Genomic DNA, 22917 nt, shown 5'->3' on the forward strand with positions numbered 1-22917 from the left:
TCCCTCATGCCCAGGTGGCTAATCTACCATACTCTCGTTCTTGTGTACCACGATGGTACCCCGCATCACATGGCCCGGTAAATCGCAAAAATATGGGAACGTACCGGGATGAGATGGGATAAAGACAATGTCTGTTTGACCTCGGGTGGGAAGCAAAACGCGGCTGAGTCCTTCTTTGGAAAACTGTGGGGCACCACTTCCGCTGACATTCAAGTGGATATCTGTCAGTAGGCCGACCGGCAGAAATGCATGCAGTTCCGTATCCAAATTTTTGAGGACCAGGCGGGTTTTTTGCCCCACGGTGAGTGAAAGGCTGTTGGGGTTGAATTCCCGAGATTTAATATTGATAGTCACAACTGTTTCTTCGGTATCATCGGCAGGAGCGAGACTGACCGGCGTGGCTCCCCTCACTAGGGCCAAGTTTAGGGGGGCAAACACCGTGAGACTCAGCATCAGAAGACCGGCCTGAAAAAATCTGAACGAGGGCAGGGGGAACATCATAATGAAAGCATTATACCGGCTAGGGGGCTGTTGAAAAAAGCCGCCAGCGGCGTTCTCGCCATTTTTCCGCACTCACGTACTCGAAGTACGCTCTGCGCGAAAAAATGCCTGCGGCCTTCCGTCTGACATGACTCAGGGCAGGTCTGAAGGAACCCTTCGAAAGGCTCAGCGCAGGTTTTTTTGAACCGCCCCGAGGTCTTTCATATGCACCGTGCCTGTGGGTTAATTGGCCCTTGGAAATTATTATTATTTAACACTCAGGTTAGCGATTCCGGCGCGAAACGAGCAGAATGAATGGTTAGGCAATCCCTGGAAAAAATTTGGTACAGCCGTAAGTGGAAATATGTATAAAAGGTATAAAATTCGGAAGGTGAGAGAAAATATCAAGATCCTGCGGGAACGACCGAAAAAATGAGAATATATCTGGAGAACGATCCACTGTGCATCTCATTGAGTTTTTTATCGGTTCCGACCCCCTTTCGATAGGCATAGCGCTCGTGTTGGTCCTGAGCGTGTTGGCGTATGGATGGTATGAGGTCCGTCGAACCGCCCGCCTCCCTCATATCGGGACGGTCCTGATCAAAAATCGATTAAAGACGACCAGCAATTTCCCAACTCCTCGCCGATAAGCAACTTTCCCCGGTTTCCTCGATCCCCGTCCGCAAGACGGCACTCCGACAAAGCGCAGCTGTTGAGATTCCCATGTGCTGGCAGTTGAAAAATGCCGCCAGCGGCGTTCTCACCATTTTTCCGTGCTCACGTACTGGAGTACGCTCTGCGGGCAAAAATGACCGCGGCTTTGCTGGAGGAACCCTTCGAAGGCTCAGGGCATGCTTTTGGAGCCGCCTCCGAGGGCTCTGATATGCAACGTGCCTGTGGGTCAATAGGCCCTTGGAAAATATTATTATTCAACACTCCCATATTGGCAGCCGTGAGGCATATCTGTTCCCCGGCTGGAGAACACACTCCTGGCATCCTGCCACCCGGGTCTCAGCATCATGAACGCTGGTTAGAAGGAGGCTGATGACGGGGAGAGCGTGGCGGTTGAAAGAGGGCGATGAGCAAGGTTTCGCGTGAAAGCCTGACGCAGGAGGAGCCCATGGTCGTGGCAAATCCCGTGGGATTCCGGCTCATTCATCTCCCCGGACTCTCCCGGGTTCCTTCCAAGTATTCCAGTTTTGCCTTCCTGTCGACACCATGCACAGATCCGAATCATGCCATCTCCTTTTCTTTTTCGAGGGTCTAACAAAAAATTTGCGCACCCAATAATCATAAGCTTCTCAGCTTTGAGACTTCTGCACTCTGACAAAAGCAATAATTGAACCTAAAAAGGCATTAGCTTTAATGTATTGTATATATTGATGTTTTTCGATTTCCACTGAAATCAAAAAAATGGTTGTTGAGAATATAACACACACAGTTGAATCGAAAGAGATACGGAGTTGAGCCACACGTTTGGAGCTCACACCGATGTGGCATTTCATGCCGAGTGGTCTATAGGTTTTCGCGGTCAGCGGTGAATTTTCAAATGGCTCAAATGGATAAAAGGATGTTTGTGGTTGCTCGACCTCGCCTAGGTCACGGATAATGAAGTTATGGCTAAATTAGAACATCTCAATTTTCAGAACACCTATGCGGGCCTGCCTGACGTGTTTCATGAGCGGGTCAAGCCAACGCCTTTTCCAAATCCTTACCTTGTGAGCGTGAATCCGGCAGCAGCCGAATTACTCGAAATTGATCCCACGGAATGGACCCGTCCGGAGTTTGCAGAATACTTCTGCGGTGCCAAGCTGTTGCCTGGGAGCGATCCCATTGCCATGTTGTATTCGGGGCATCAATTCGGACATTACGTGCCGCAGCTCGGCGACGGGCGGGCCATCATGCTGGGCGAGGTGCGCAATCAAAAAGGGGAGCGGTGGGAGTTGCAATTAAAGGGCGCAGGGCTGACGCGATTCTCAAGGGATGGCGATGGTCGTGCAGTGATGCGTTCGACTATTCGGGAATATCTCTGTGGCGAAGCCATGCATGGGTTGGGGATTCCCACAACTCGCAGTTTATGTATTGTGGCCGGGGAAGAAGTGGTTTGGCGGGAAACACCAGAACCGGGGGCGATGCTGCTCCGGATGGCGCCGACCCATGTGCGGTTTGGCAGTTTTGAGGTGTTTTACTATCGCCGTCAATTCGAATATCTGAAAACGCTGGCAGACTATGTCATCGAATATCATTATCCGCATTTGGAAGAAGCAGAGAATCCCTATGCCAGGCTGGTGCATGAAGTCGCGGTTCGCACCGGACATCTCGTGGCTCAATGGCAAGCCGTGGGGTGGGCCCATGGTGTCCTGAATACCGATAACATGTCCATACTCGGGTTGACGATGGATTACGGCCCCTTCGGGTTCATGGAAGGCTATGATCCAACGTTTATCTGCAATCATTCAGACCATCATGGGCGGTATTCCTTCCAGAACCAACCCGACATCGGCTATTGGAATATTCGGGCGCTGGCACGGGCTTTGTCACCGTTTTTGGAAGAAGCCGACGTCAATGCCACTCCGGCAGTCTATGAAAAGGCGATGACGGGAAAATATGCCGAACTGATGCGGGCTAAACTCGGTCTGGTCGAATCGCATGCGGGAGACGACAAACTCGTGACTGATCTGTTGAACCTTATGGATTCCAGCCGGGCGGATTACACGACCCTTTTCCGTACCTTGGGTACCGTTCGCCAGGAGAGTCCCACGGTACCCTCCGAACTACGGGACCAGTTCCTCCACCGAGAACCCTTTGATGATTGGACGGCACGGTATCGGGAACGGCTTCGAGCCGAAAAAAGTGATGATGCGGAGCGCTCAGTCAGAATGGATCAGGTGAACCCCAAGTACATCCTCCGAAACCATCTCGCGCAAAGGGCCATTACCCAAGCCGTTCAGCAGAAGGACTATTCGGAAATAGACCGGTTGTTGAAACTCCTGAGTGATCCCTTTACCGAACAACCAGGCATGGAAGTCTATGCCCTGCCTCCGCCTCCCGGCGAACCATCGATTATCGTCTCGTGCTCTTCGTAAACAATTTAGCGAAAAACAGTAGAAAACCTGATCGGGGAGTTCCACTCGTCCGTCATGGGAAGGGAGTGTCATCATGAATCTGAATCTAAATGGGAAAACGGCGTTGGTGACGGCGTCCTCAGGGGGCATAGGGCTGGAAATCGCGCGTGCTCTCGCCGCTGAGGGCGCTAAAGTGATAATCAACGGTCGTACGCAGGCCAGCGTGGAGCAAGCGATGGCGGAGATCCAGGCCGATCTTCCTCATGCAGAGACGATCTCTCTTGTGGCTGACAACGGCACTGCCGCCGGTTGCAACCACACCATCTCCCAAGTGCCCGAGGTTGATATTCTGGTCAACAATCTCGGCATCTACGAGGCTGTCGGATTTTTTGAGGAAACGGATCAGGCGTGGCAGGAGATGTTCGAAATCAATATCATGAGCGGCGTGCGTCTCGCCCGTCATTACCTCCAGAGCATGCTCGGGCGTGGTCACGGACGGATCGTATTCATTTCAAGCGAATCAGGCGTCTCCCCGGCTCCCGAAATGGCGCATTACAGCGCAACGAAAACCATGCAATTAGGCATTGCCCGTTCACTGGCCGAACTCACCAAAGGGACGGAGGTGACGGTCAATTCGGTGCTCCCCGGCCCCACCCGCACGGAAAGTGTTGAGAAGTTCATCCGGGACATCTTTCCCGACCTTCCGCCAGCAGAAGCCGGGCGCCGTTTTATGGCGGAAAATCGCCCGACCTCCCTAATCGGTCGTCTGATTGATCCCAAAGAAATCGGAGAGATCGTGGCGTTCGTCTGCAGTTCCCGCGCCTCAGTGATTAATGGATCGTGCATCCGGGCCGAAGGCGGTCTCGTGCGGACGGTCTTTTGATGGAACAGGCCAATAAGCAAAAAGACCTCTCCGGAAAATCCTTGAATGTAATCAGGAAAACAACAGAAGGAGCAATCCCTTCCTTGGTAATGAGCCGGCTGAGGAGATAGTAATTTCATGCGCATGATTCTTCTTTTTCTCCTGCTCATGATTGTCGTGTTGGGACCCCAACTGTGGGTGTGGTGGGTCTTCCGCCAATATCGTCAACACCGTGAGGATCTTGGTGGAACGGGCGGGGAATTAGCCCGTCATTTGCTCAATCGGTTTGGTCTGCAAAAGGTGCGTGTGGAACCCACGCCGATGGGGGACCATTACAATCCCGAAACCAAAGTCGTCGGTTTGAACCCGAAACATTACAATGGCAGATCCCTCACCGCCGCAGTCATCGCGGCGCATGAAGTGGGGCATGCTCTGCAAGATCATGAAGGTTATTCACTTTTAAAAGATCGAACCCACCTGATCAAATTTGCGCAGAAAGCCGAAAAGGCCGGGTCGTATCTGATGTTGGGCATTCCTGTCCTGGCTGGAGTGACCCGGATTCCTGCCGTGGGTCTTGCCGTCTTAGTCGTGGCGATCGGGACCATGAGCGTCTCCGCCATGGTGCATCTCATCACCCTACCCGTGGAATGGAATGCGAGTTTTCGGCGGGCTCTGCCGATCCTCAGAGAAGGCGGCTACCTGGCACCTCCGGATTTGCATGGCGCCAAACGTATCCTTACTGCCGCCGCCCTCACCTATGTCGCCTCCTCACTCTTCAGCCTGGTGAATATGTGGCGGTGGATTCGCCTCGTCAGGCGCTAAATCTCCTTGGAGACGTCCTGCGGATACGCTTCGGAATGCAACAATAGATATCCTCCCCTTCCTCTTAGATCCCCCATCCGGAATGTACAAACTCATCGACAGTCAGGAAGGCGCCCGAATCTATTAGATTTTGATTGGGAAGCCAGATTCCTGGGGAAATGGATCATGAAATACCGTATGCTTCTTGTGGCTGGTCTTAAGTTGACGGAATTCAATTTTGACCTATGTGGGACCGACGAAATAGTAGATCCGATGCAATCCATCCTGTGAAGCTTTCCGGGAAGTTCAACAACAGTATTGGTTTTAAGTGACGATCCTATGGAGGACACCGCCATATTAAATACAGATAGGCCTGAAGATTCCTCATCTGATGGTGGAATTGTCCGGCCCAGGATTTCTCTGCCTCCAGAAGGAATGGAATCCATAGATCGCGACCCCTATTTCTCTGACAAGGATGACCATGTTTCCTCAATAGCCAGACTGTTGAGAAATCTCGAGATTGAAGAGAAAAGAATTGAAGGTTTTGAGAAAATTTTCACTCCAATCTACGCCACCCAGTTATCGAAGCTGTTTCCCACTCTAGAGTGCAGAAACCTTTTCTGGCACGGTCTCAATCAAAGTCTCCCTTCTTTGAAGGAAGAGGTTCATCTTCCAGATTTCCTGATTCTGGAAGCAATCAGGACCTTTTACCCTAACGTCTACGAAGATATCGTTGAATATCCGTGGATATACCTCCCACCCTGGGGTGAGGAGGCATTTTTTTCTTTTCCCCATGAATTCACCACCAGAGATGACAGAACTTACCTCCTCATCAAAGAGCACATCGAAATGCTATGTGACAACGAGGAGAACCCGGAGGTCCTGTGCCAACTTCTTCAAGTTTTATTCTTTGAAGTGAGAAAGGGATTTTTCAAAACGAATATTGGAGATGATGCCTCGGAGCGAGAGTATCTCCGTCAGAAACGACTGAGTCATCCGGACATTTTCTGGAAATACTTCACTCTCAGTGTTCCGGCCAGGGAAACGCCAGAACAGGTTGTCGAATCCTTCATTAATTCTTGCCGTCGGCTTGGCCAAGACGAGTGTGGAGAGGATGGTGATTCCCATCTTTCAAGTGGGAGGAATAGGAAACAGCTAAGTGAGTTATGGCAAAAGAGTCCTATGTTTATGCCAATAATGACCCGTGAAACTTCTGTCGTACTTATAGAATGCCTGTACAAGAATATGCATCTCTTCAGAAAAGAAGGAGCTGATATTTTTTATGACCCAGAATTCTTGGCCGCCATCCGCCTTCTGTTTGATCTTATAGACAACAAGTTGCACTCAGATGAAATGGAAGTTGTGCTGAGTGACCTCGTCCAACAAACTCCGTCCTTTGAGCTTGCCGTTCGAGTCGTGGATAACGTTCGAAGCAGAATGAGAGATTTATTCAACATCCCTAGGCAAGGCAATTTTTATGCACTGAGCTCACAATTGGATGAGAGGCTCACCGCACATTTCATTGAAGGCAAGCGAAATATTTTCAATGAAGAAAAGAATTACGGATACATATTGGCGCAATGGGGCACTTACAAGCCGCAAAATAATCTGAAGGTAAATGATTATGTCTTTGAGCTCATCAAAGAAAATCCCACTGCCATAGGGAAAGTGCTCGGTGTGTACATGAACCACCATGGGGACAAAACCGGAATTCGGATTAGATGGGAGGACCTTGCCAGAATTTATGATGTACATACGCTGTACGAACTTGCAAGCCAATCCCTCGATTCTTCGTATTCTAACCGCGATGAAAGAACAGCCGTAGAACTATTTATGAGTCAGTTTGAAGCGCGTACCGAAGCTGCGGCACTTGAAATGACCCAGCAAGCAAATAAACAGAAGTTCATGCATGCCAGTAGCCAAGGGATTCAGTTGTTCAGGGGAGGCCAATACGAATTGGCATTGGAAGAATTCAATCGGACTCTTGATATCACTGATTGGAACGATGAGGTTCATTTAATCCGATTTGTACAGTTGCAAAAATGGCATACCTTGCTCGAACTTGGACTGAAAAGTGAAGGGGATGTTCGAACACAATTTCATTCGGGTGCTCAGAGGATTGCTTCAAATGATGGCGAGATTCGAGATTTATTCAATGCGGCGTTCCCAAAAGGTGCCGCGCACGCACTTCAAGAACTGTACTGCTGTATTTTTTATTATCTCCAATGGGAGGCTGCGTCAGCCGTTGAAAAAAAATCAATAAAAAAAGACTTTGATGCTCATTTCGGCCTCGCAACTGCCAAAAAAACTTTCGGGGGGACCGAGGAAATAACGAAACGTTGCAGTGAGCTATTGGTGCTGCTAAGACTATGAAGAGTGAAAAGGTGCCGAACAAACTTACCAATCGGGGATCGTTCCAATTTCGAACCCGTGGAATGAAATGCCAGCTTCCGGCGGGTCCTTTTCATCCTGGATGAAGGCGGCTCCCTGGCACCGCCGGATTTGCACGCCGCCAAACGTATCCTCACTGTCGCCGCCCTTACCTATGTCGCCTCCTCTCTCTTCAGCCTGGTGAGAATGTGTGGCGATGGATTCGATTGGTCCGGCGTTCATTGAAAGCCCCTACCCCACACTTCGTAATATGTAACCTTGAATTGACCTTCTGGGTTATCCTACCTTGACGTCCCAATCACCCTGGATCTCCTGACCATCAATCATTCAGTACCTGTCATGATTTAGACATTCTCAGATGTTTTGATACATCCTGATACACTGGGATACCTCGGTGTTGATGGGGGGGCAAACCGTTCTTTCCCTCAAGCTTCCTATTTCTTTCAATAAATCAATCAGTTGGCAGTATGGAAGTGGGGCAGTCCGAGGCGAGTGAGGAAATGGCATTAAGGTTGCTCTCTCATGAACCAAGAGCAGGAAGGGAACGACTCAAGAACAAGGAGAATGCCATCATGGACCTAACCCAATTGAGCATCGGAACTTTGCCAGCGTGTTGGGGAGCCCTCGCCTTTCATTGTTAAGAACAAAAGGAGGACGGTTATGGAACAAACCAATCGACCTTTAACGTATGATGAAAAAAAAGCTGCAGACGCCGCCTTCAAAGGATTCCCATGTGACCCTAAGTGGTCTGAGGCGGCTCGAAACGTCTATGACGGCCTTTCTTTGGCAATGGCGAATCAACGGAATGAAACCTTCCAAGAAGTTCGTCTTTTGGAGGTGGCGACCATTGCAAAGCAGGCAGTGCCCGAGTCCAATCAGATGTCAGAAATGATTTGCAGGGAGCAACCGTAGCCTTCACGTTGCCGGTGGAATGGAATGCCCGTTTCCACTGAGCATTGCCGATTCTGGAGGAAGAGGACGAGTTCGCACAGACGGATATGGAGGGCGCCAGACGTATTCTTAAAGCCGCAGCCTTGACCTATGTCGCCTCCACTCTCTTCAGCTTTTTGAATATGTGGCGATGGATTCGCCTAGTCAGGCGGTAAACCTTCCTGAAAACATTCTGACAATACGATTTAATTGCCCCGAGCGAACCCTGCTGGAGGTCTCACTTTGTAGCTTTCGCATTCGGAAACGGGATGCCGTGGTCCTATGGCGCTACACGCCAGAAACTTTTTATTGAATCCTAGCCGTTTACCTCAGACTTGGCCCGCTTACCTATCACTGACTTCTTTTGTATAAGGCCAACTGCGATGCTACCTCTCAATTTGCAGAAGAGGCGACCGCCTCTGCGCGTGAACAGATCGAACGTTCTACCGGCAAAACCCTCTTGATTTGTTCCAGATGTTCCAAAAGAGTTCTCGTAGCTTCACCCTGAGGGAGTCTGTAAGCAAGGTCTGCGAGTTGCTCCGCAATCCAATCCGACCATTCATCCTCACACTCGAACGCTGCGCTGGCGAATAAGAGGATATGTAAGATTTTCAGGGCCTTCTCGGCAGACTGTGCATGCGGCGCTTTCGCTAGAGCGATGGACGAGATTGCCCGAGCCAAATCCGTATTCCGGTGTGCTGCAGCCACGAGACAGATATCGAACAGTCGATCTGGTTGTGTCTGCCCCTCCAACTGCTCAATTTTGAAGTCTGGCCCTGAACTCACCTCGCACGCACGCAGGAGGATTTTTGCGCCTAGGTCGAAGTATTGAGAGAAGTAGGCTAATCTTGACCAAATTGAAACAAAAGGGTCCTTGGCAAGCTCTTCGAGGACATAGGTGACGTCAGTTTCTGACAGACTGCGTCCTTTCAGTTCGGCTGGTCGCAGATGTCCATCAAGTGGCCCTGGCATTGCCCAGCCTAGTGGGGAGCCTTTGATGGAAAGACTAGTCATAGCCTCGGAAATCTCCGCAGATCGTGGTATCGGGCAACTAGTAGATTGGTGTCTATCCCTAAGCATCCCAAGCCTTCCTATGATTTCTTCTCGGAGAGAAGATCGCGACATTTCACCAGCTCGGTACATCGGTTCATGGCGAAGATCGACCATCTGCGCATATGTTCCAGATATATTTCTATTGGAAAGAACCCAACCACGCAGAACTTCCAGGTTAATTTGTCTATTCAGGGTTGATTGCATAAGTATTCCAGCATGCATCCATGCACACATACGCTTCCAAAATGGTTCACATAGGGCGCCGCCTTCTAGTAGGTTTATGCGGTCCAGCACAAGCTGCGAAAAGATGGGGAGCAGTTCATAACAATCAATGCCATCCTGACGAAGCAATTGTTCCTGTAGTAGGTTGGTCATAATCTCGTCCGCTAAGACCTTAAATCGTTCGTCATATTGACGATTTATCGCGATATCGAGTGTGCCAAGGAGCGCGAATGGATTACCGCTTAAATCGATTGTCCCTAGAGCGCTCCACATTTCGTCATCAGTAACGATGTCGGTCCAAGCAGCAGGCATAAGATCATCGCGCAATGCACCAAGCAGGCAAATCTCCAACCCTCTCCCAAGATTTCTGTTGAGCAATTGTTTCCTGTATGAAGGCAATATCTTGGTCAAGTACTCCTCGGGCAAAATGCCACGTGGATTGGGGCCGCAAAAATGCTCAAAATAGGCAAGGGAATCTGGCACGATATCGTCGAGCTGTATTTTTCCTCTATCGAGAGCCGTTGTAATTCTCGTTCGGTGACCTGCAAATCCATTACTCATCGCTTCCAATAACTCTCCAGTTTCCGCATCAGTTACTTCGCGCTCCTCGGCTGCCCTTTGTAGTGCAGAAAAGTCCGGTGCCGTTGGACCAAGACAATCCAAGAGGTTATTGAGTGCCCGCATCCGGGTATCTCTATCAGGTGAAAGAATCACAAAGTCTCTGAGGTCAGCTAGTGTTTTTTGCTCTTTCTCAACCATCATCTTTAGAAGAAGATTGTCCTTTTCGAAAACAACCAGGACTTCATTGCCATTGAGATTTTTCACCTTTTGATTCTCATGGTGAGCAAGTGTACGCCTAATGGCAGCAAGGAGTTCACCTTGACTTAGGGAAATTCCAGTGGAAAATGCCATGATTGACTGTGTCAATGGGCCATATTGAGATACGAAAGCTACGTCTCCTAGAACTTGCCTTTTTACTCGAGAGGGCAAGAGGTTGCAAAGGTAGCTAGCGATTAGGGTTTTGTCCATTCTCATTACAAAATTCCAAAATCAACTGTTCCATTTCGACTTTTATTTGGTTAGCCAGATCGTCAATCAAGGTATTGTTGGCTGGCAACAACGGCTCTAACACGGCCTGCTCCATCCATTCCAAGAATGCCTCATATCGCTTGGGTTTGAGAGGTCCCATAGGACTGAACAGAGGAATGAGGTGCCTGACATAAACCTCACGATTTTGGACACTGTCTTCGTTGAAGTGAGCAGTTCGTTCCCAGTCAATTGGCGAAGGTGACACGTTTTCCCAAACCCAGTTCGTAAGAGTCACCGTCTGCTCGACTGGCATATTATCGTCTTGCCATAAACGGCGAATGGTGAGGATACAAACAAGACGCAACCTGGCGAGATAGGGTGTTTCTGTTGGATGTTGGATCATATCCAAGCTGCGAATGCGCATGAGGAGCTGTCGGATTACCCTTAGCTCGGGATTTTCGATCAATTGGTTGTCCTGATCAAATAATGCTGCGCGCAACAATCGCTCAAGCTCATCAGGATCTACTGGTATCAAAGCGAAACCCGCTTCTCGGAGCTGATGTAAGGACCTCTGTTTCTTCTTGTTGTCTATTAATCCGTGTGCTTCAAGATAGCTAATTAGATCTAGAGTGCAAGAAATTGGCACATTGCGTCCCTTTTTGTCTGTAAGAAGACCATGGCGATTTAGATAGCGGTCATCGATGCATACAATGTCGCACATTCCAGTGTCGGCAAGAAATCCTGAAAGAGATCCGATCATCTCATTATCGACATCATGTCGCGGAAGAAAAATGGCCTTACCATTATTTATGGCCTCGACTAGTGCGGACCGAATGTCGTCTATATTGTTATTAAGTCGTTCACACTCTCTGTTTGCAGACATAAGGATAGACTGTTCTTCTCTCATGGATGGGAGGACCAGGAGATCTACACCGCAACGACACACCGACTGCAGGAGTCCAGCTTGCTGTAGATATGTAATAGCGAGGTCATCGAGATATACGGGAGCGCTAAAAATGGAGGCAGCAGTCAGCGTGTCCACTTCCTGGCCTTTGTCGTGGGCAACTAGGTACTTTCTAGCCTGCATATACATTTCACTACTAAGTTTCCCTGTCTCAACCAGAAGGCGTCCTAAGTCGGTGGTCGACAAAATTAATTTGTCGTACTCCTTTAAAGCAGCTTCTTTCTCAAGGAATGTGCGCAATTGATATATAGGGCGTGGATGAACCACGTGGCCATTGTTGATGCGAGCAGCTTCCAGCATTTCAGCAAGATCGCGGCCGACCTCCTCAACAAGCCATGGCGGGGGTTCTATAGATAAAGTCAATGGTTTTAGCTGTTCTTTTTCTATGAGTTCACGAATCTCTTCGGCATTCTCAATGCGTGAAGGTTGGTGAAAACGCACACGGCGACGTTCGTTGAGAAGAGCAACCATGGTCTCAGGTGCCAGAACAATATGATCAAAAGCCGTGAGGACAATTCGGAGGAGGTCTAGGTATCCAAGCACCAATAGGGAAGTGATATCTAACCCCACAACCCAGGAGGGTTGAAGTGGAATGGTCTGTCGCGCCCCTGAAGCTATCGGGATGATCACACGGCGGCGGCCATCACCCTGCTCAGCATTCCGTCGAGGGAGGTCGATAAGTATCCGTGAAAGCGGTATATGGAGCATGGCTGCTGCCGTATGCAAGGGCACTTCTCCTTTTAGCAAATTGCGTTCGATTAACCGTTCACGCTCGCGGTGTGCGGGCATCATCTCCTGAACAAGAGTTCGCATGTCCACTCGATGGACCGGACCACTGTCCGAAGACAAATCTGCTGCTCGAGACATCCATGTTGGATCTGCATCCTGATCTCGCCCAAGTTGAATAACCAATGAATAGGCATTCATAAGAACATTTGGGTCATTCGGGGCCTTGCTTGCCGCAAGTTTGGCTAGCTCAATTGCTCGGTTAGCAGTTGTATCAGCTTCAGCAGCTATCGATGCAAGGCGAAGTAGTAGATCCGCATTGTATTGATCCCGCTTGCTCCATTCCCGATCGACGATCGTTGGAAATCTCTCCCAGTTTCCCGACTGAATTGCTAAATTCATGTCCAGCAGAAGATCTGCCGAGTTGTTGCGAGCATTGAGAAGCTGGTCATTGATTGCACGAGACTCTATTGTCTGCCCCAAGTAAAAATGTGCTCATGCCTTGGCCGATCTGAAATCATTGCCCCAATCCTCCACATCTGGATTTTCTTCGAAGAATGCCAGTGGTCTTCCCCCGAATTTACGGACACATCTAAAAAGCCTCATACTAGGCAAGGAGGTGTGTCATGGAGCAACGGAGAAAGTACAGCCAAGAGTTTAAGCAGGAAGCCGTTCAACTGACCAAACAGGCCGGTGGGGCGATTACCCAAGTGGCGAAGGCTTTAGGCCTTAATGCGGCCATGTTGGGGCGGTGGTGTCGGGAGGCCGGACGGCGAGGGGCGAAAGCTTTTCCAGGCACTGGGATGCCTCACGATCAAGAGTTGGCTCGCCTCAAACGTGAATTGGCCCTGGTCACTCGCGAGCGGGATTTTTTAAAAGAGGCGGCAGCGTTCTTCGCCAAGACCTCCCGATAAGGGATGCCATGATTCAACGTTGTCGCACCATGTTTCCTCTGCGTCTGATGTGTCGTCTCCTCCACGTCTCCCCGAGTGGGTTTTATGCCCGGCAGCGCCGCTCTCCGAGTCCCTGGGCTCAAGACTGTCAGCGCCTGACGGCCGCCATTCGCATCATCCATGCAGACAGTGATGGGGTCTATGGGAGCCCGAAGATCTGGCAGGTGTTACGCAGGCAAGGCGAGGGCTGTGGGAAACATCGTGTTGCCCGTTTAATGCAACGGGAGCGGTTGCGAGGGATTCCTGCTCCCACGCGTTGGAAACGGCGGAGATCTGGAGACCGACCGGCTGGAATCACGAATCAGTTGGCCCGGGATTTTTCAGCCCCAGGTCCGAATGCCAAATGGGTGACGGATATCACCTATATTCCCACGCAAGAAGGCTGGCTGTACTTGGCGGTGGTGCTCGATTTGTTCTCTCGGCAAGTGATTGGGTGGTCGATGCAGCCACAACTGGGACGGGACCTGGTCCTCCAAGCCGTGCTGATGGCCGTGTGGCAGCGGACGAGTGCGGCCCCTGTCATCCTGCATTCCGACCGAGGCACCCAGTATACCTCACAGGAGTTTCAAGCCTTTCTCCAGGCTCATGGGATTGTCAGCAGTATGAGTGGCGTGGGAAGTTGTTATGACAATGCCGTGGCAGAGAGTTTCTTTGGCCTCCTCAAACGAGAGCGAGTCCATCGGCGGCAGTACCAAACCCGGGCAGAGGCCCGCGCCGATATTTTTGACTACATTGAGCGGTTTTACAATCATCAGCGGAGCCACTCCTTTACTCAGGGACTGGCCCCGAAGAATTTTAGGGAGCAACACGATCCACAGTCTTCTTTAACCCGTCCGTGAAACTGGGGGAAGACCACAGAATGGAAGCATGTCCAAGCTTTGGATCATGTCGTATGCACTCTACTAATCGGCGGGCATTGTGTTTGGTTCGTTCGAATTGGAATAGCTTCTCCGCTAGTGGACGTAATGCCTTCCAATCTCCTGCTCGTTCAATTTCTCGTACAAGATTCTGGAGGTCTAGTAACACTCCTGTCCGTGAATAGATCTCTTCAAGGGTGGTTCGGGCATCTCCACCCTCCCTTCTGAGAATCACTACACGAAGGCGATCATAGTCATCATCGAAATCACTCTTGTGCTCCTCCAATACATGCTTTGCTCGGGCAATTTGCCCATCCGCTAGCAGCGCCTCAATTCTTTTCCCCGCTAGAGTAGCTATTGGGACACCTGTGACTAGGCGACTCTCTTCTTGCTCTAAAAAATCCGCATACTCGCGCGCAGTCATAGTAATCTCGCTCAAAAGAACCTCGGCAATAATCTCCTGGCCCTTCAGCCCACCCATCTGCGTCCGCTGTATAAGGTAACGTTGGAGCGGGCCTTTATCAAAATCAACGTCAAATGCGAGGGCGATAGGTAGAAAATTCACCGCCTGTGCAGGATCTTTCATGGCCTCTCCAACTTCTCCACGAGCCACCTTCGAGATTTCTTGTTTTTCTTCCGTGAGTCTGAGCCACAACAGCCAGCCTTTCGCTACTTCTGCCCGTGTATCCTCACCAATTTCTTTCATCAGTTTTACTGCACGATTGAAGCATTCATAGGAATGAAGACGTCGCGGGTCTATATTAGGTCCAATAACTGGCTGTATATGTGGATGGAAGATATTCATTCGAAGAGCCAAGTGCCGTAACTCAGATGGAATTAACATGGCCGCATTGATGACGCCCTCGACAAATGCAAGGTCTGGCCAATCTTCTAAATGGCCCTGGGCAGCGGCGAGGTAATCGGATGCCTTTTCCCACATGCCAATTTCGGCATAAGAAATTGCCAAGTTTGTCCATCCAATACCCGTTAGAAATCTAGCATCCGAGTGTTCTGGCTGTTCCTCAAACCACGAAAGAGCTGCTTCTTTGCCGCGATTACGAATTAGAACTGTCAATAAAGCAGAATGCCCATCAGGGTCATTTATATCTCTTAATCGAAGAAGCGCCCCATCAACATTTCCCTCCCTCTCCATAATGTATGCGTCGACAATCCGAGTGTCATACCTAGGATCAAGTTTGCGCAATTGCTCGAGATAGTTTCTTGCCGATAAGATGTGCTGAACATTAGAAGTGTGAAGGCGCGCCGCCCAGTATAGAATTTTTGTTCTGGTCTTTTGATCCGCGTAACGGAATTCGCCCTCCATGATTTGCTGAACTAGAGCGCGAACTTCTTCATGCACGCGATCAGCTCGATATGCACGACTCTTGAGAACCCGGTCCAATTCTTTTGTGGCTAGGTCTGTATGGGCCGTCTCTACAAATTTGTCTGGTCCAAGTGTATTAAGTTTATCCCTAATGCCACCAAGTTCCTCGCCGGTCTTTTCAAATCCTTCTTTGTTAGCCTTGGCGCCAGCCTGAATCATGCCAGACAATGGGATTAAATCCCCATGGATACTGGCCTTGTAGCCGGCTATGAGGATATTAACCACTACTTCTATGGCCTCATCGGCGAAGGGATTTTCTTTATTAGAAATGTTCCTATGGGTTTTCCTAAGCCGCTCCACGACTTCGTTGTCATCCGCAATCGAACCCACGATTCGGGCAGATGCTAAAGCTTTCAAATCGGAGCGAACTTGCGGATCGGAGAGCCAATATTTTATTTCTTCTTCCCGAAGGAATTGAGGGGTAACAAGTGGATGTTCGATATGAGATTTAATTTGGCTCAGAAATGTGTCGTCGACTTCTTCTCCTCGCAAGCGAGCAAGCGTTTTATCGAGCTCTATGTCAATTAACGAGCTTTCATCAATCTGAGATATCCCACTCCCAGCTTTACGCTCCCTATACAAACGAGAGAGGTCCTTCCAGACTTTGCGGCCCATAGAGAAAAGGGTTTTAAGAAATCCGACTATGTCCAGCATATTGTTATTTACGCCACTCTTTGGTCTGCAACACTCTTTGAATTAACGTTTTAACAGAAAATTGAAATTTTATTAACATAATCAATCAAAAAGAAAACAGGAAGACGGAAACAATCTAGGCTTCATCCCATTCTGTGCCAAATCATTCCCTGAGGTATCATAATTTGCATTAGCCGACTTGGGTTCATGTCTATCAAGTGCTGGTGTAAATTCTGAAAAATGGAGATTGTCCAGCCCCCTGGACCCAACAAGCCTGGCGACACTCACTCGCCTGAGACACCCATGTCTCCGGAGTTGTGGACTATAGGCCATTCGACGCGGCCTATTGAGGAATTTATCGGGCTTCTAAAAACCGACGGTATTCAATTGCTGGTCGACGTCAGGACGATTCCGTTTTCCCGGCGCAACCCTCAGTTTCACCAGGAGGCTCTTGCTCAGAGTCTTCGAGAAGCCGGGATTCAGTATCGGCATATTCCGGCGTTGGGTGCTTGGAGTGGTCTTCCCCCAGTTTCACGGACGGGTTAAAGAAGACTGTGGATCGTGTTGCTCCCTAAAATTCTTCGGGGCCAGTCCCTGAGTAAAGGAGTGGCTCCGCTGATGATTGTAAAACCGCTCAATGTAGTCAAAAATATCGGCGCGGGCCTCTGCCCGGGTTTGGTACTGCCGCCGATGGACTCGCTCTCGTTTGAGGAGGCCAAAGAAACTCTCTGCCACGGCATTGTCATAACAACTTCCCACGCCACTCATACTGCTGACAATCCCATGAGCCTGGAGAAAGGCTTGAAACTCCTGTGAGGTATACTGGGTGCCTCGGTCGGAATGCAGGATGACAGGGGCCGCACTCGTCCGCTGCCACACGGCCATCAGCACGGCTTGGAGGACCAGGTCCCGTCCCAGTTGTGGCTGCATCGACCACCCAATCACTTGCCGAGAGAACAAATCGAGCACCACCGCCAAGTACAGCCAGCCTTCTTGCGTGGGAATATAGGTGATATCCGTCACCCATTTGGCATTCGGACCTGGGGCTGAAAAATCCCGGGCCAACTGATTCGTGATTCCAGCCGGTCGGTCTCCAGATCTCCGCCGTTTCCAACGCGTGGGAGCAGGAATCCCTCGCAACCGCTCCCGTTGCATTAAACGGGCAACACGATGTTTCCCACAGCCCTCGCCTTGCCTGCGTAACACCTGCCAGATCTTCGGGCTCCCATAGACCCCATCACTGTCTGCATGGATGATGCGAATGGCGGCCGTCAGGCGCTGACAGTCTTGAGCCCAGGGACTCGGAGAGCGGCGCTGCCGGGCATAAAACCCACTCGGGGAGACGTGGAGGAGACGACACATCAGACGCAGAGGAAACATGGTGCGACAACGTTGAATCATGGCATCCCTTATCGGGAGGTCTTGGCGAAGAACGCTGCCGCCTCTTTTAAAAAATCCCGCTCGCGAGTGACCAGGGCCAATTCACGTTTGAGGCGAGCCAACTCTTGATCGTGAGGCATCCCAGTGCCTGGAAAAGCTTTCGCCCCTCGCCGTCCGGCCTCCCGACACCACCGCCCCAACATGGCCGCATTAAGGCCTAAAGCCTTCGCCACTTGGGTAATCGCCCCACCGGCCTGTTTGGTCAGTTGAACGGCTTCCTGCTTAAACTCTTGGCTGTACTTTCTCCGTTGCTCCATGACACACCTCCTTGCCTAGTATGAGGCTTTTTAGATGTGTCCGTAAATTCGGGGGAAGACCAGAGGAAATGGCTGCCGCATTCCAGGAATGTGGGATGTAAAAAATAAAGGGGAGATACGCGGTATATAAACTAACGCAAGCAGCAGGGCTGTTTGATCTTCTGATCGCCGAGATAGCCGACCGCATAGACGTGGGCACGTTCATGCGTACCTATTGGCAGTAGCCGCCGCTCGAAGAATTGCGGTCCATCCAGACTCCACCGGCAATATTGCACGAAGACTTGGAGGTGGCCTTTCCCCTTTCAGCCTGCTGTGCACGAGCCTCAGCCTCTATTTTGTCAAATTCTTTTCCTTTTTCTCTCATGTATGCCAACCGTTCGTTGTTGTTGCGAAACGTGATGCCGATGGGATCGGCCGGGCAGCGTAGAAATCCAATCGTCTTCTGCTCTTCCTCATTTCGGAAGCCGATGCAGTTGGAGTAATTGTTGAGCCAGCGTGCCCAATAGTTTCCGTCCGGATGACCAAGGTCTGCCGCTTTCTTGAATGCTTCCATGGCCAGTGCCCGGTTTTGCGGCACGCCCATGCCGAATTCATACATGCGCCCCAAGGCAAACGCTCCATCCTTGTACTTCTGGGCGCTCAGGGAATAGAGGCGAAATGCCTCAGCCCAATTTTCCCCTACGCCCTTTCCTAATTCGTACATCAGTCGGAGCGTTTTCTGAGCGATGGCATTCCCCTGATCTGCCGCTTTGCGATACCAGGTCACAGCCTGACTTTCGTTTTTAGGGACACCTTCGCCAAACTCGAATTGGACACCGAGTGCGAGTTGACATTGATCGTTGCCCATGTCCGCACATTGGCGATATAGCTTGGCCGATTTCTCGAATTGTTTCTGTTTGTATGAGCGATAGGCCTCTTCCTTGATGTCCTGCCCCGCCTTGGGATGCAGCCGTTCCTGTTCATGCTTCTCAATAAATTTCGGTGCAGCCTTATCGCCCAGGGTCGCGGCCTTGTCGAGAAGCTCCCTGGCTTTGGCCTCGTCGTGCGGTACGCCCAAGCCCAGGCGGTATAATTCCGCCAGGCGCCGAACGGCGGCGGGATTTCCATTGTCCATTCCTTTTTGATACCACCTGGCGGCGGTAGCCGGGTTTTCTGGGACCCCGTTTCCTTTTTCATAGAGGATTCCTAGGACCAACGGGGCTCGCGGGTCGCCCCCGTTGGCGGCTTTTTCCAACCAGGGAAGCGCCTTATTGATATCATGTTGCACGTAGAGATGAATCGCTCCGTCGCAGAACATGGAATCCACCTTGCCCAATTTCGCTGCGACAAGATGGTTCTGCAGGGCGATGCCGGCGGGGGATTTCCCAAGACAGTCCTCTTGAAACGAGCCTGCGGCAAAGAGAGGACTCCCGGATACTAATCCGCCCAGCACTAACCACGACAGCAAAAATTGGCGCAAAAGCACGGGAGGAAGGAGTTGTAAGCAGAAGGAAACTTGTATTTTCATACGAGCCGCCTTGGAAGGATGGAGAATGAGGCAAAGATTACTGCCGGATATTTAAGGTGTCAATGCAATCCGTTTGAAAAGCAGGTACAACAGAATGGTCCGTTGTCCTCTGAAAAAACAAGAGAGCCAGGGGAATGTTAAGCGCTGGCCCTCCTCCTTGCATGGCGGATAAAATGATTTGTTGCCTCATCGATCTTCCCTGATTCTGAAAATTAGGCGCTCAAAGCATTCCTGCGAATGCTGGTGGAAATTCTGAAATATGGAGATGAACCAGCCCCCAATACTCAGCAAGCCTGGCGACACTCACTCGCCTGAGACACCCATGTCTCGGGAGTTGTGGACCATAGGCCATTCGACACGGCCTATCGAGGAATTCGTCGGGCTTCTTCAATCGCATGGCATTCAATTGCTGGTCGACGTCAGAACCATTCCGTTTTCACGGCGGAATCCTCAGTTCCATCAGGAATCTCTAGCACAGAGTCTTCGTGAGGCCATGATCCAGTACCGGCACATGCCGGAGTTGGGAGGTCGGAGGAAAGCCCGCCCAGATTCCCTCAATGTGGGATGGCGGAATGAGGGTTTTCGAGGTTACGCGGATTACATGCAAACACAAGAGTTTTGGGATGGGCTGGAGGAACTGGTAAATATCGGACAGCAGTCACCATCAGCCGTGATGTGCGCGGAAGCGGTGCCTTGGCGCTGCCACCGGTCGCTGATTGCAGATGCGTTGGTCATCCGTAGTTGGACTGTCGACCACATCATCTCGGCAAGTTCTCTCAAGACGCACACGCTCACCCCGTTTGCCAAACCTGACGCAGGTCGCCTCACTTATCCCTCCGAAGAATTCTCGGATTCGACTCTCCGACTATTCTGAGGGAAGGCTGAAGTTTCTCACGTACCTTCTGCCAGCATCAGGTATATCGCTTATTTGTCCCCTTCATACCCTGCATCTTCAAAGTGAATAGGCATCATGTCCTGCTGAGGTGAATCCCTTAGAACGGATGAGCTTCCAATAGGGCTAGGCGAGGGACTTTACAGATTGAAGGTAGATCCAGCCCTGCAGAAAACCGTTTTTTTAAGGCCTAAGCACGAAATGACCCTCAGGCACCTGTGTCCCTGATAATTGTTCAGGGGCACAGGTTTAGAGGGAGGAGACTCCGGATAGGATTTTAAAAATGATAGTTGAGACCAATGGTGACCATATGACCCTCGTCATGGAAAGATACCGAATTTCCACTTTGATCTTTTGAGTGAATTCGCTCCAACCACACCCATCGATAAGACCCATCGACCGACCAGTTCTTGTTCACCATAAGTTGCAGACCGGCACCACCATGAAGACCAAATCGTTGTTGTGCGTCACTGTAATTATTGGGTCCATTCACATCAGTGTAATACCAGCCCCCACCCCCGATCAGATAAGGGCTCAACCTCTTTCCCGGCAGGAGATAGGCGAGGCCGGATAACTGTAGTGGAAAAGTCTTGGCCGTGGTAGAACCATAACCATTTTTTCGATAATCCATCGATGCTTCAAGAGCAAAGATGTCATTGAGGTACCATCTGGCCTGGGCTCCCCCGTACCAACTGTCCTTTCCTCCAATGGGATCGTAATACATGGCCCGACCTCCAAGAGAAAAGTCACCTTTGTCGACATTCTCCATAAAAATACTATCTGCAGCCCATAGTGGACTGTGAGCCATGCTGAACCCCAAAACCAAGGCGGATACTGTTCCAAACCACCTGTTTTTTTGTCGACCTTTTTCGAGCACTTTCATTAGGACTCCTTTCCCTATGACTTCACCATCTTTATTAAAACGAGATTTGATCCGATGGTGGTAAGGATTCAAATCTCACCGGCTGTTTTACAGCTCAAAGCTTTTCCCCCCTACACTCTTTTCCCCTCTATCTGTAAAGTGTTGGACACCAGCCTTCTTCATTTCTGAAATGAAAATTATTGAGCACATTGAAGTTATGGAACATCGAATTCGATGATTATGATCCAATTCGGAATCTGCCATAATTGTTAAAAACCCTTGCTTTTTTACCTAAAAAAACCTTTTTTTTTTGTGGGCCTTCCTTCAAGGCGGAGAACGGATCGTTAGGGGCTTGGGAGAATGTTTCAGAAGGCAAATGGGAAGGGGTGTCTTACCCGTCAGAGGTAACCGCAGAAGAGAGATGATTAAACAATTGGATTGTTTAACCCTATTGATCCTTTGTGTATTCGGGACGATAGGTTCGCTCAATCCGTTTTCTGATTGAAGATTTAATCCCCTCTATCTTTGCAAAAATCGATTTACCCTCGGGTCTCATTGTTGAGCTCTATGGGTTGCATCCTCGTCCTCCAAGTTTTGGACAGGATACAGAAGAGCGGGATGCGGAATTCCTAGATTACCGGGAGGTCGCCAATGAAGAAAAGCCGACTGTTGTCGGGCGACTTAAGTGATGTGGCTTGGTCTTATACAAAGTGTGTTTCAAAAATTGAGCGGATTAGTCGATCCCAGAATCGGTCGAGGATTTGACAATACCTTTCACGCCAAGTACCCATCTTTCGCCTTCCGGTTGATCACATATTTCATACTCGGTCGTTTCGGGTGTGGAACATGAAGCAATTGGCCCATCTCGGCTCTGAACATCTGCCGATGTTTCGCGATATTAGCGTACGGAGTTGATAAGCCTCGCTATCCCAGGCCTCCTGAAACAGGCACAGAAGAACGGCAGGATGCTCAAGAAAAATTCACCAAAGGTAGGAAAACGCAATGACATCCATCAACTGTGCCCCTGACGAGAAGTCCGGGGCACAAAGTTGTTGGATGGTTTTGGAATTTCGATGACCCTGTTAACTCTTTTGCGACATCGCTTTGGGTTTAATCGCTAATTTATTGACGACCTTCTGCACTCCCTCCGTCTTTTTGGCGATTTCCACCGCTCTATCGATCTGATTTTGTGTTTCAACGAATCCACTCAACATGACAGTGCTTCTGTACGTATCAACTTCAATTTCAAACGCATCTACGAGATCATCGGCAATCAAGGACGACTTCACCGATGAGGTAAGCACCGCGTCATCGACCGTGGTTCCCACGGTCCGGCCATGCGGATCACTGGCACATGCTGAAAATACAAATGCACATGCCACACTTAACGCCACTAACATGGATTTGGCTCTCAGTTTGTTTGTGAAGGTGTTGGACATAGCGTTTCTCCCTTTTTGAAATGAAAGTGTTTGGACACAGCCTTGATGCCATTCAACAATAGACTGAGTCAGTATGATTCAAAGGGGAGCGAAGCAGAATTGATAAAAACCCTTGATTTCAGGCTTAAAATGCCTGGGGTTTTGGTTTTCTTTAGGTCAGGGACAAAAAA

Annotated in this window: 22 protein-coding genes; 10 read left to right on the forward strand and 12 right to left on the reverse strand. The window is 50.0% G+C overall.

What is annotated here, in order from left to right; genetic code table 11:
* Window positions 1-18: 18 nt before the first annotated feature.
* Entirely contained in the window at window positions 19-453 is a 435-nt protein-coding gene (locus tag PJI16_00210; protein ID MDT3775982.1) for a cupredoxin domain-containing protein, read from the reverse strand.
* Window positions 454-941: 488 nt separating this feature from the next.
* Between PJI16_00210 and PJI16_00215 the strand changes: the two genes are divergently transcribed.
* Entirely contained in the window at window positions 942-1130 is a 189-nt protein-coding gene (locus tag PJI16_00215; protein ID MDT3775983.1) for a hypothetical protein, read from the forward strand.
* A gap of 380 nt (window positions 1131-1510) precedes the next feature.
* Here the strand turns inward: PJI16_00215 and PJI16_00220 are convergent, their stop codons facing one another.
* Window positions 1511-1717 carry a hypothetical protein gene (locus tag PJI16_00220; protein ID MDT3775984.1) on the reverse strand — a complete coding sequence of 69 codons (207 nt, stop codon included), beginning with the start codon at window positions 1715-1717 and terminating at the stop codon, window positions 1511-1513.
* A 379-nt stretch (window positions 1718-2096) separates the two neighbouring features.
* Between PJI16_00220 and PJI16_00225 the strand changes: the two genes are divergently transcribed.
* From PJI16_00225 to PJI16_00235, 3 genes are all read left to right on the forward strand, one after another.
* The gene (locus PJI16_00225; GenBank protein MDT3775985.1) at window positions 2097-3566 is read left to right on the forward strand and encodes a YdiU family protein; all 1470 of its coding nucleotides are present in this window, start codon (window positions 2097-2099) and stop codon (window positions 3564-3566) included.
* 73 nt (window positions 3567-3639) lie between these two features.
* Window positions 3640-4428 (forward strand): SDR family NAD(P)-dependent oxidoreductase, encoded by a 789-nt coding sequence (locus PJI16_00230; GenBank protein MDT3775986.1) that lies wholly within the window; start codon window positions 3640-3642, stop codon window positions 4426-4428.
* Between the two features lie 117 nt (window positions 4429-4545).
* The gene (locus PJI16_00235; protein MDT3775987.1) at window positions 4546-5229 is read left to right on the forward strand and encodes a zinc metallopeptidase; all 684 of its coding nucleotides are present in this window, start codon (window positions 4546-4548) and stop codon (window positions 5227-5229) included.
* Window positions 5230-5808: 579 nt separating this feature from the next.
* Here the strand turns inward: PJI16_00235 and PJI16_00240 are convergent.
* Window positions 5809-6051 carry a hypothetical protein gene (locus tag PJI16_00240; protein MDT3775988.1) on the reverse strand — a complete coding sequence of 81 codons (243 nt, stop codon included), beginning with the start codon at window positions 6049-6051 and terminating at the stop codon, window positions 5809-5811.
* A 345-nt stretch (window positions 6052-6396) separates the two neighbouring features.
* On the opposite strand from PJI16_00240, the gene PJI16_00245 reads away from it, so the two are divergent.
* Complete coding sequence (locus PJI16_00245) at window positions 6397-7581, forward strand: hypothetical protein (GenBank protein ID MDT3775989.1); 1185 nt, start codon at window positions 6397-6399, stop codon at window positions 7579-7581.
* Between the two features lie 24 nt (window positions 7582-7605).
* On the opposite strand, the gene PJI16_00250 is transcribed toward PJI16_00245, so the two are convergent.
* Window positions 7606-7821 (reverse strand): hypothetical protein, encoded by a 216-nt coding sequence (locus tag PJI16_00250; GenBank protein ID MDT3775990.1) that lies wholly within the window; start codon window positions 7819-7821, stop codon window positions 7606-7608.
* 438 nt (window positions 7822-8259) lie between these two features.
* On the opposite strand from PJI16_00250, the gene PJI16_00255 reads away from it, so the two are divergent.
* Entirely contained in the window at window positions 8260-8511 is a 252-nt protein-coding gene (locus PJI16_00255; protein MDT3775991.1) for a hypothetical protein, read from the forward strand.
* Between the two features lie 411 nt (window positions 8512-8922).
* Here the strand turns inward: PJI16_00255 and PJI16_00260 are convergent, their stop codons facing one another.
* Together PJI16_00260 and PJI16_00265 are read right to left on the reverse strand one after the other, a co-directional pair.
* Entirely contained in the window at window positions 8923-10716 is a 1794-nt protein-coding gene (locus PJI16_00260; protein MDT3775992.1) for a hypothetical protein, read from the reverse strand.
* 94 nt (window positions 10717-10810) lie between these two features.
* Window positions 10811-13006, reverse strand: a complete 2196-nt coding sequence (locus PJI16_00265) for a hypothetical protein (GenBank protein ID MDT3775993.1) — start codon at window positions 13004-13006, stop codon at window positions 10811-10813.
* 143 nt (window positions 13007-13149) lie between these two features.
* Between PJI16_00265 and PJI16_00270 the strand changes: the two genes are divergently transcribed.
* Together PJI16_00270 and PJI16_00275 are read left to right on the forward strand one after the other, a co-directional pair.
* Entirely contained in the window at window positions 13150-13437 is a 288-nt protein-coding gene (locus tag PJI16_00270) for a transposase (protein ID MDT3775994.1), read from the forward strand.
* A gap of 8 nt (window positions 13438-13445) precedes the next feature.
* Window positions 13446-14315, forward strand: a complete 870-nt coding sequence (locus PJI16_00275; GenBank protein MDT3775995.1) for an IS3 family transposase — start codon at window positions 13446-13448, stop codon at window positions 14313-14315.
* Here PJI16_00275 and PJI16_00280 read toward each other — a convergent pair.
* Entirely contained in the window at window positions 14272-16371 is a 2100-nt protein-coding gene (locus tag PJI16_00280) for a hypothetical protein (protein ID MDT3775996.1), read from the reverse strand. The genes PJI16_00275 and PJI16_00280 overlap by 44 nt on opposite strands.
* 282 nt (window positions 16372-16653) lie before the next feature.
* Here PJI16_00280 and PJI16_00285 point away from each other — a divergent pair, with 282 nt between their 5' ends.
* Window positions 16654-16896 carry a DUF488 domain-containing protein gene (locus PJI16_00285; protein ID MDT3775997.1) on the forward strand — a complete coding sequence of 81 codons (243 nt, stop codon included), beginning with the start codon at window positions 16654-16656 and terminating at the stop codon, window positions 16894-16896.
* Here PJI16_00285 and PJI16_00290 read toward each other — a convergent pair.
* From PJI16_00290 to PJI16_00300, 3 genes are all read right to left on the reverse strand, one after another.
* Complete coding sequence (locus PJI16_00290; protein MDT3775998.1) at window positions 16882-17751, reverse strand: IS3 family transposase; 870 nt, start codon at window positions 17749-17751, stop codon at window positions 16882-16884. The two genes, PJI16_00285 and PJI16_00290, sit on opposite strands and share 15 nt — an antisense overlap.
* Window positions 17752-17759: 8 nt before the next feature.
* The gene (locus PJI16_00295) at window positions 17760-18047 is read right to left on the reverse strand and encodes a transposase (GenBank protein MDT3775999.1); all 288 of its coding nucleotides are present in this window, start codon (window positions 18045-18047) and stop codon (window positions 17760-17762) included.
* A 211-nt stretch (window positions 18048-18258) separates the two neighbouring features.
* A complete protein-coding gene (locus PJI16_00300; protein ID MDT3776000.1) occupies window positions 18259-19554 on the reverse strand; it encodes a tetratricopeptide repeat protein in 1296 nt (431 codons plus the stop codon).
* A 322-nt stretch (window positions 19555-19876) separates the two neighbouring features.
* Here PJI16_00300 and PJI16_00305 point away from each other — a divergent pair, with 322 nt between their 5' ends.
* Window positions 19877-20428, forward strand: a complete 552-nt coding sequence (locus PJI16_00305; protein MDT3776001.1) for a DUF488 domain-containing protein — start codon at window positions 19877-19879, stop codon at window positions 20426-20428.
* Window positions 20429-20723: 295 nt separating this feature from the next.
* On the opposite strand, the gene PJI16_00310 is transcribed toward PJI16_00305, so the two are convergent.
* Window positions 20724-21329 carry a porin family protein gene (locus tag PJI16_00310; GenBank protein MDT3776002.1) on the reverse strand — a complete coding sequence of 202 codons (606 nt, stop codon included), beginning with the start codon at window positions 21327-21329 and terminating at the stop codon, window positions 20724-20726.
* Window positions 21330-22390: 1061 nt separating this feature from the next.
* Window positions 22391-22747: a BON domain-containing protein gene (locus PJI16_00315; GenBank protein MDT3776003.1), complete on the reverse strand. Its 357-nt coding sequence runs from the start codon at window positions 22745-22747 to the stop codon at window positions 22391-22393.
* Window positions 22748-22917: the final 170 nt, after the last annotated feature.

Origin of the sequence: Nitrospira sp. MA-1, assembly GCA_032139905.1 — a bacterium.
Taxonomy (GTDB): Bacteria; Nitrospirota; Nitrospiria; order Nitrospirales; family UBA8639; genus Nitrospira_E.

Bases quoted from the DNA above. Each gene is read 5' to 3' on its own strand.
- PJI16_00210 (MDT3775982.1), bottom strand. From the start codon at position 453: ATGCTGAGTCTCACGGTGTTTGCCCCCCTAAACTTGGCCCTAGTGAGG.
- PJI16_00220 (MDT3775984.1), bottom strand. From the start codon at position 1,717: ATGATTCGGATCTGTGCATGGTGTCGACAGGAAGGCAAAACTGGAATA.
- PJI16_00225 (MDT3775985.1), top strand. From the start codon at position 2,097: ATGGCTAAATTAGAACATCTCAATTTTCAGAACACCTATGCGGGCCTG.
- PJI16_00230 (MDT3775986.1), top strand. From the start codon at position 3,640: ATGAATCTGAATCTAAATGGGAAAACGGCGTTGGTGACGGCGTCCTCA.
- PJI16_00235 (MDT3775987.1), top strand. From the start codon at position 4,546: ATGCGCATGATTCTTCTTTTTCTCCTGCTCATGATTGTCGTGTTGGGA.
- PJI16_00245 (MDT3775989.1), top strand. From the start codon at position 6,397: ATGCCAATAATGACCCGTGAAACTTCTGTCGTACTTATAGAATGCCTG.
- PJI16_00250 (MDT3775990.1), bottom strand. From the start codon at position 7,821: ATGAACGCCGGACCAATCGAATCCATCGCCACACATTCTCACCAGGCT.
- PJI16_00255 (MDT3775991.1), top strand. From the start codon at position 8,260: ATGGAACAAACCAATCGACCTTTAACGTATGATGAAAAAAAAGCTGCA.
- PJI16_00260 (MDT3775992.1), bottom strand. From the start codon at position 10,716: ATGGCATTTTCCACTGGAATTTCCCTAAGTCAAGGTGAACTCCTTGCT.
- PJI16_00270 (MDT3775994.1), top strand. From the start codon at position 13,150: ATGGAGCAACGGAGAAAGTACAGCCAAGAGTTTAAGCAGGAAGCCGTT.
- PJI16_00275 (MDT3775995.1), top strand. From the start codon at position 13,446: ATGATTCAACGTTGTCGCACCATGTTTCCTCTGCGTCTGATGTGTCGT.
- PJI16_00280 (MDT3775996.1), bottom strand. From the start codon at position 16,371: ATGCTGGACATAGTCGGATTTCTTAAAACCCTTTTCTCTATGGGCCGC.
- PJI16_00285 (MDT3775997.1), top strand. From the start codon at position 16,654: ATGTCTCCGGAGTTGTGGACTATAGGCCATTCGACGCGGCCTATTGAG.
- PJI16_00290 (MDT3775998.1), bottom strand. From the start codon at position 17,751: ATGATTCAACGTTGTCGCACCATGTTTCCTCTGCGTCTGATGTGTCGT.
- PJI16_00295 (MDT3775999.1), bottom strand. From the start codon at position 18,047: ATGGAGCAACGGAGAAAGTACAGCCAAGAGTTTAAGCAGGAAGCCGTT.
- PJI16_00300 (MDT3776000.1), bottom strand. From the start codon at position 19,554: ATGAAAATACAAGTTTCCTTCTGCTTACAACTCCTTCCTCCCGTGCTT.
- PJI16_00305 (MDT3776001.1), top strand. From the start codon at position 19,877: ATGTCTCGGGAGTTGTGGACCATAGGCCATTCGACACGGCCTATCGAG.
- PJI16_00310 (MDT3776002.1), bottom strand. From the start codon at position 21,329: ATGAAAGTGCTCGAAAAAGGTCGACAAAAAAACAGGTGGTTTGGAACA.
- PJI16_00315 (MDT3776003.1), bottom strand. From the start codon at position 22,747: ATGTCCAACACCTTCACAAACAAACTGAGAGCCAAATCCATGTTAGTG.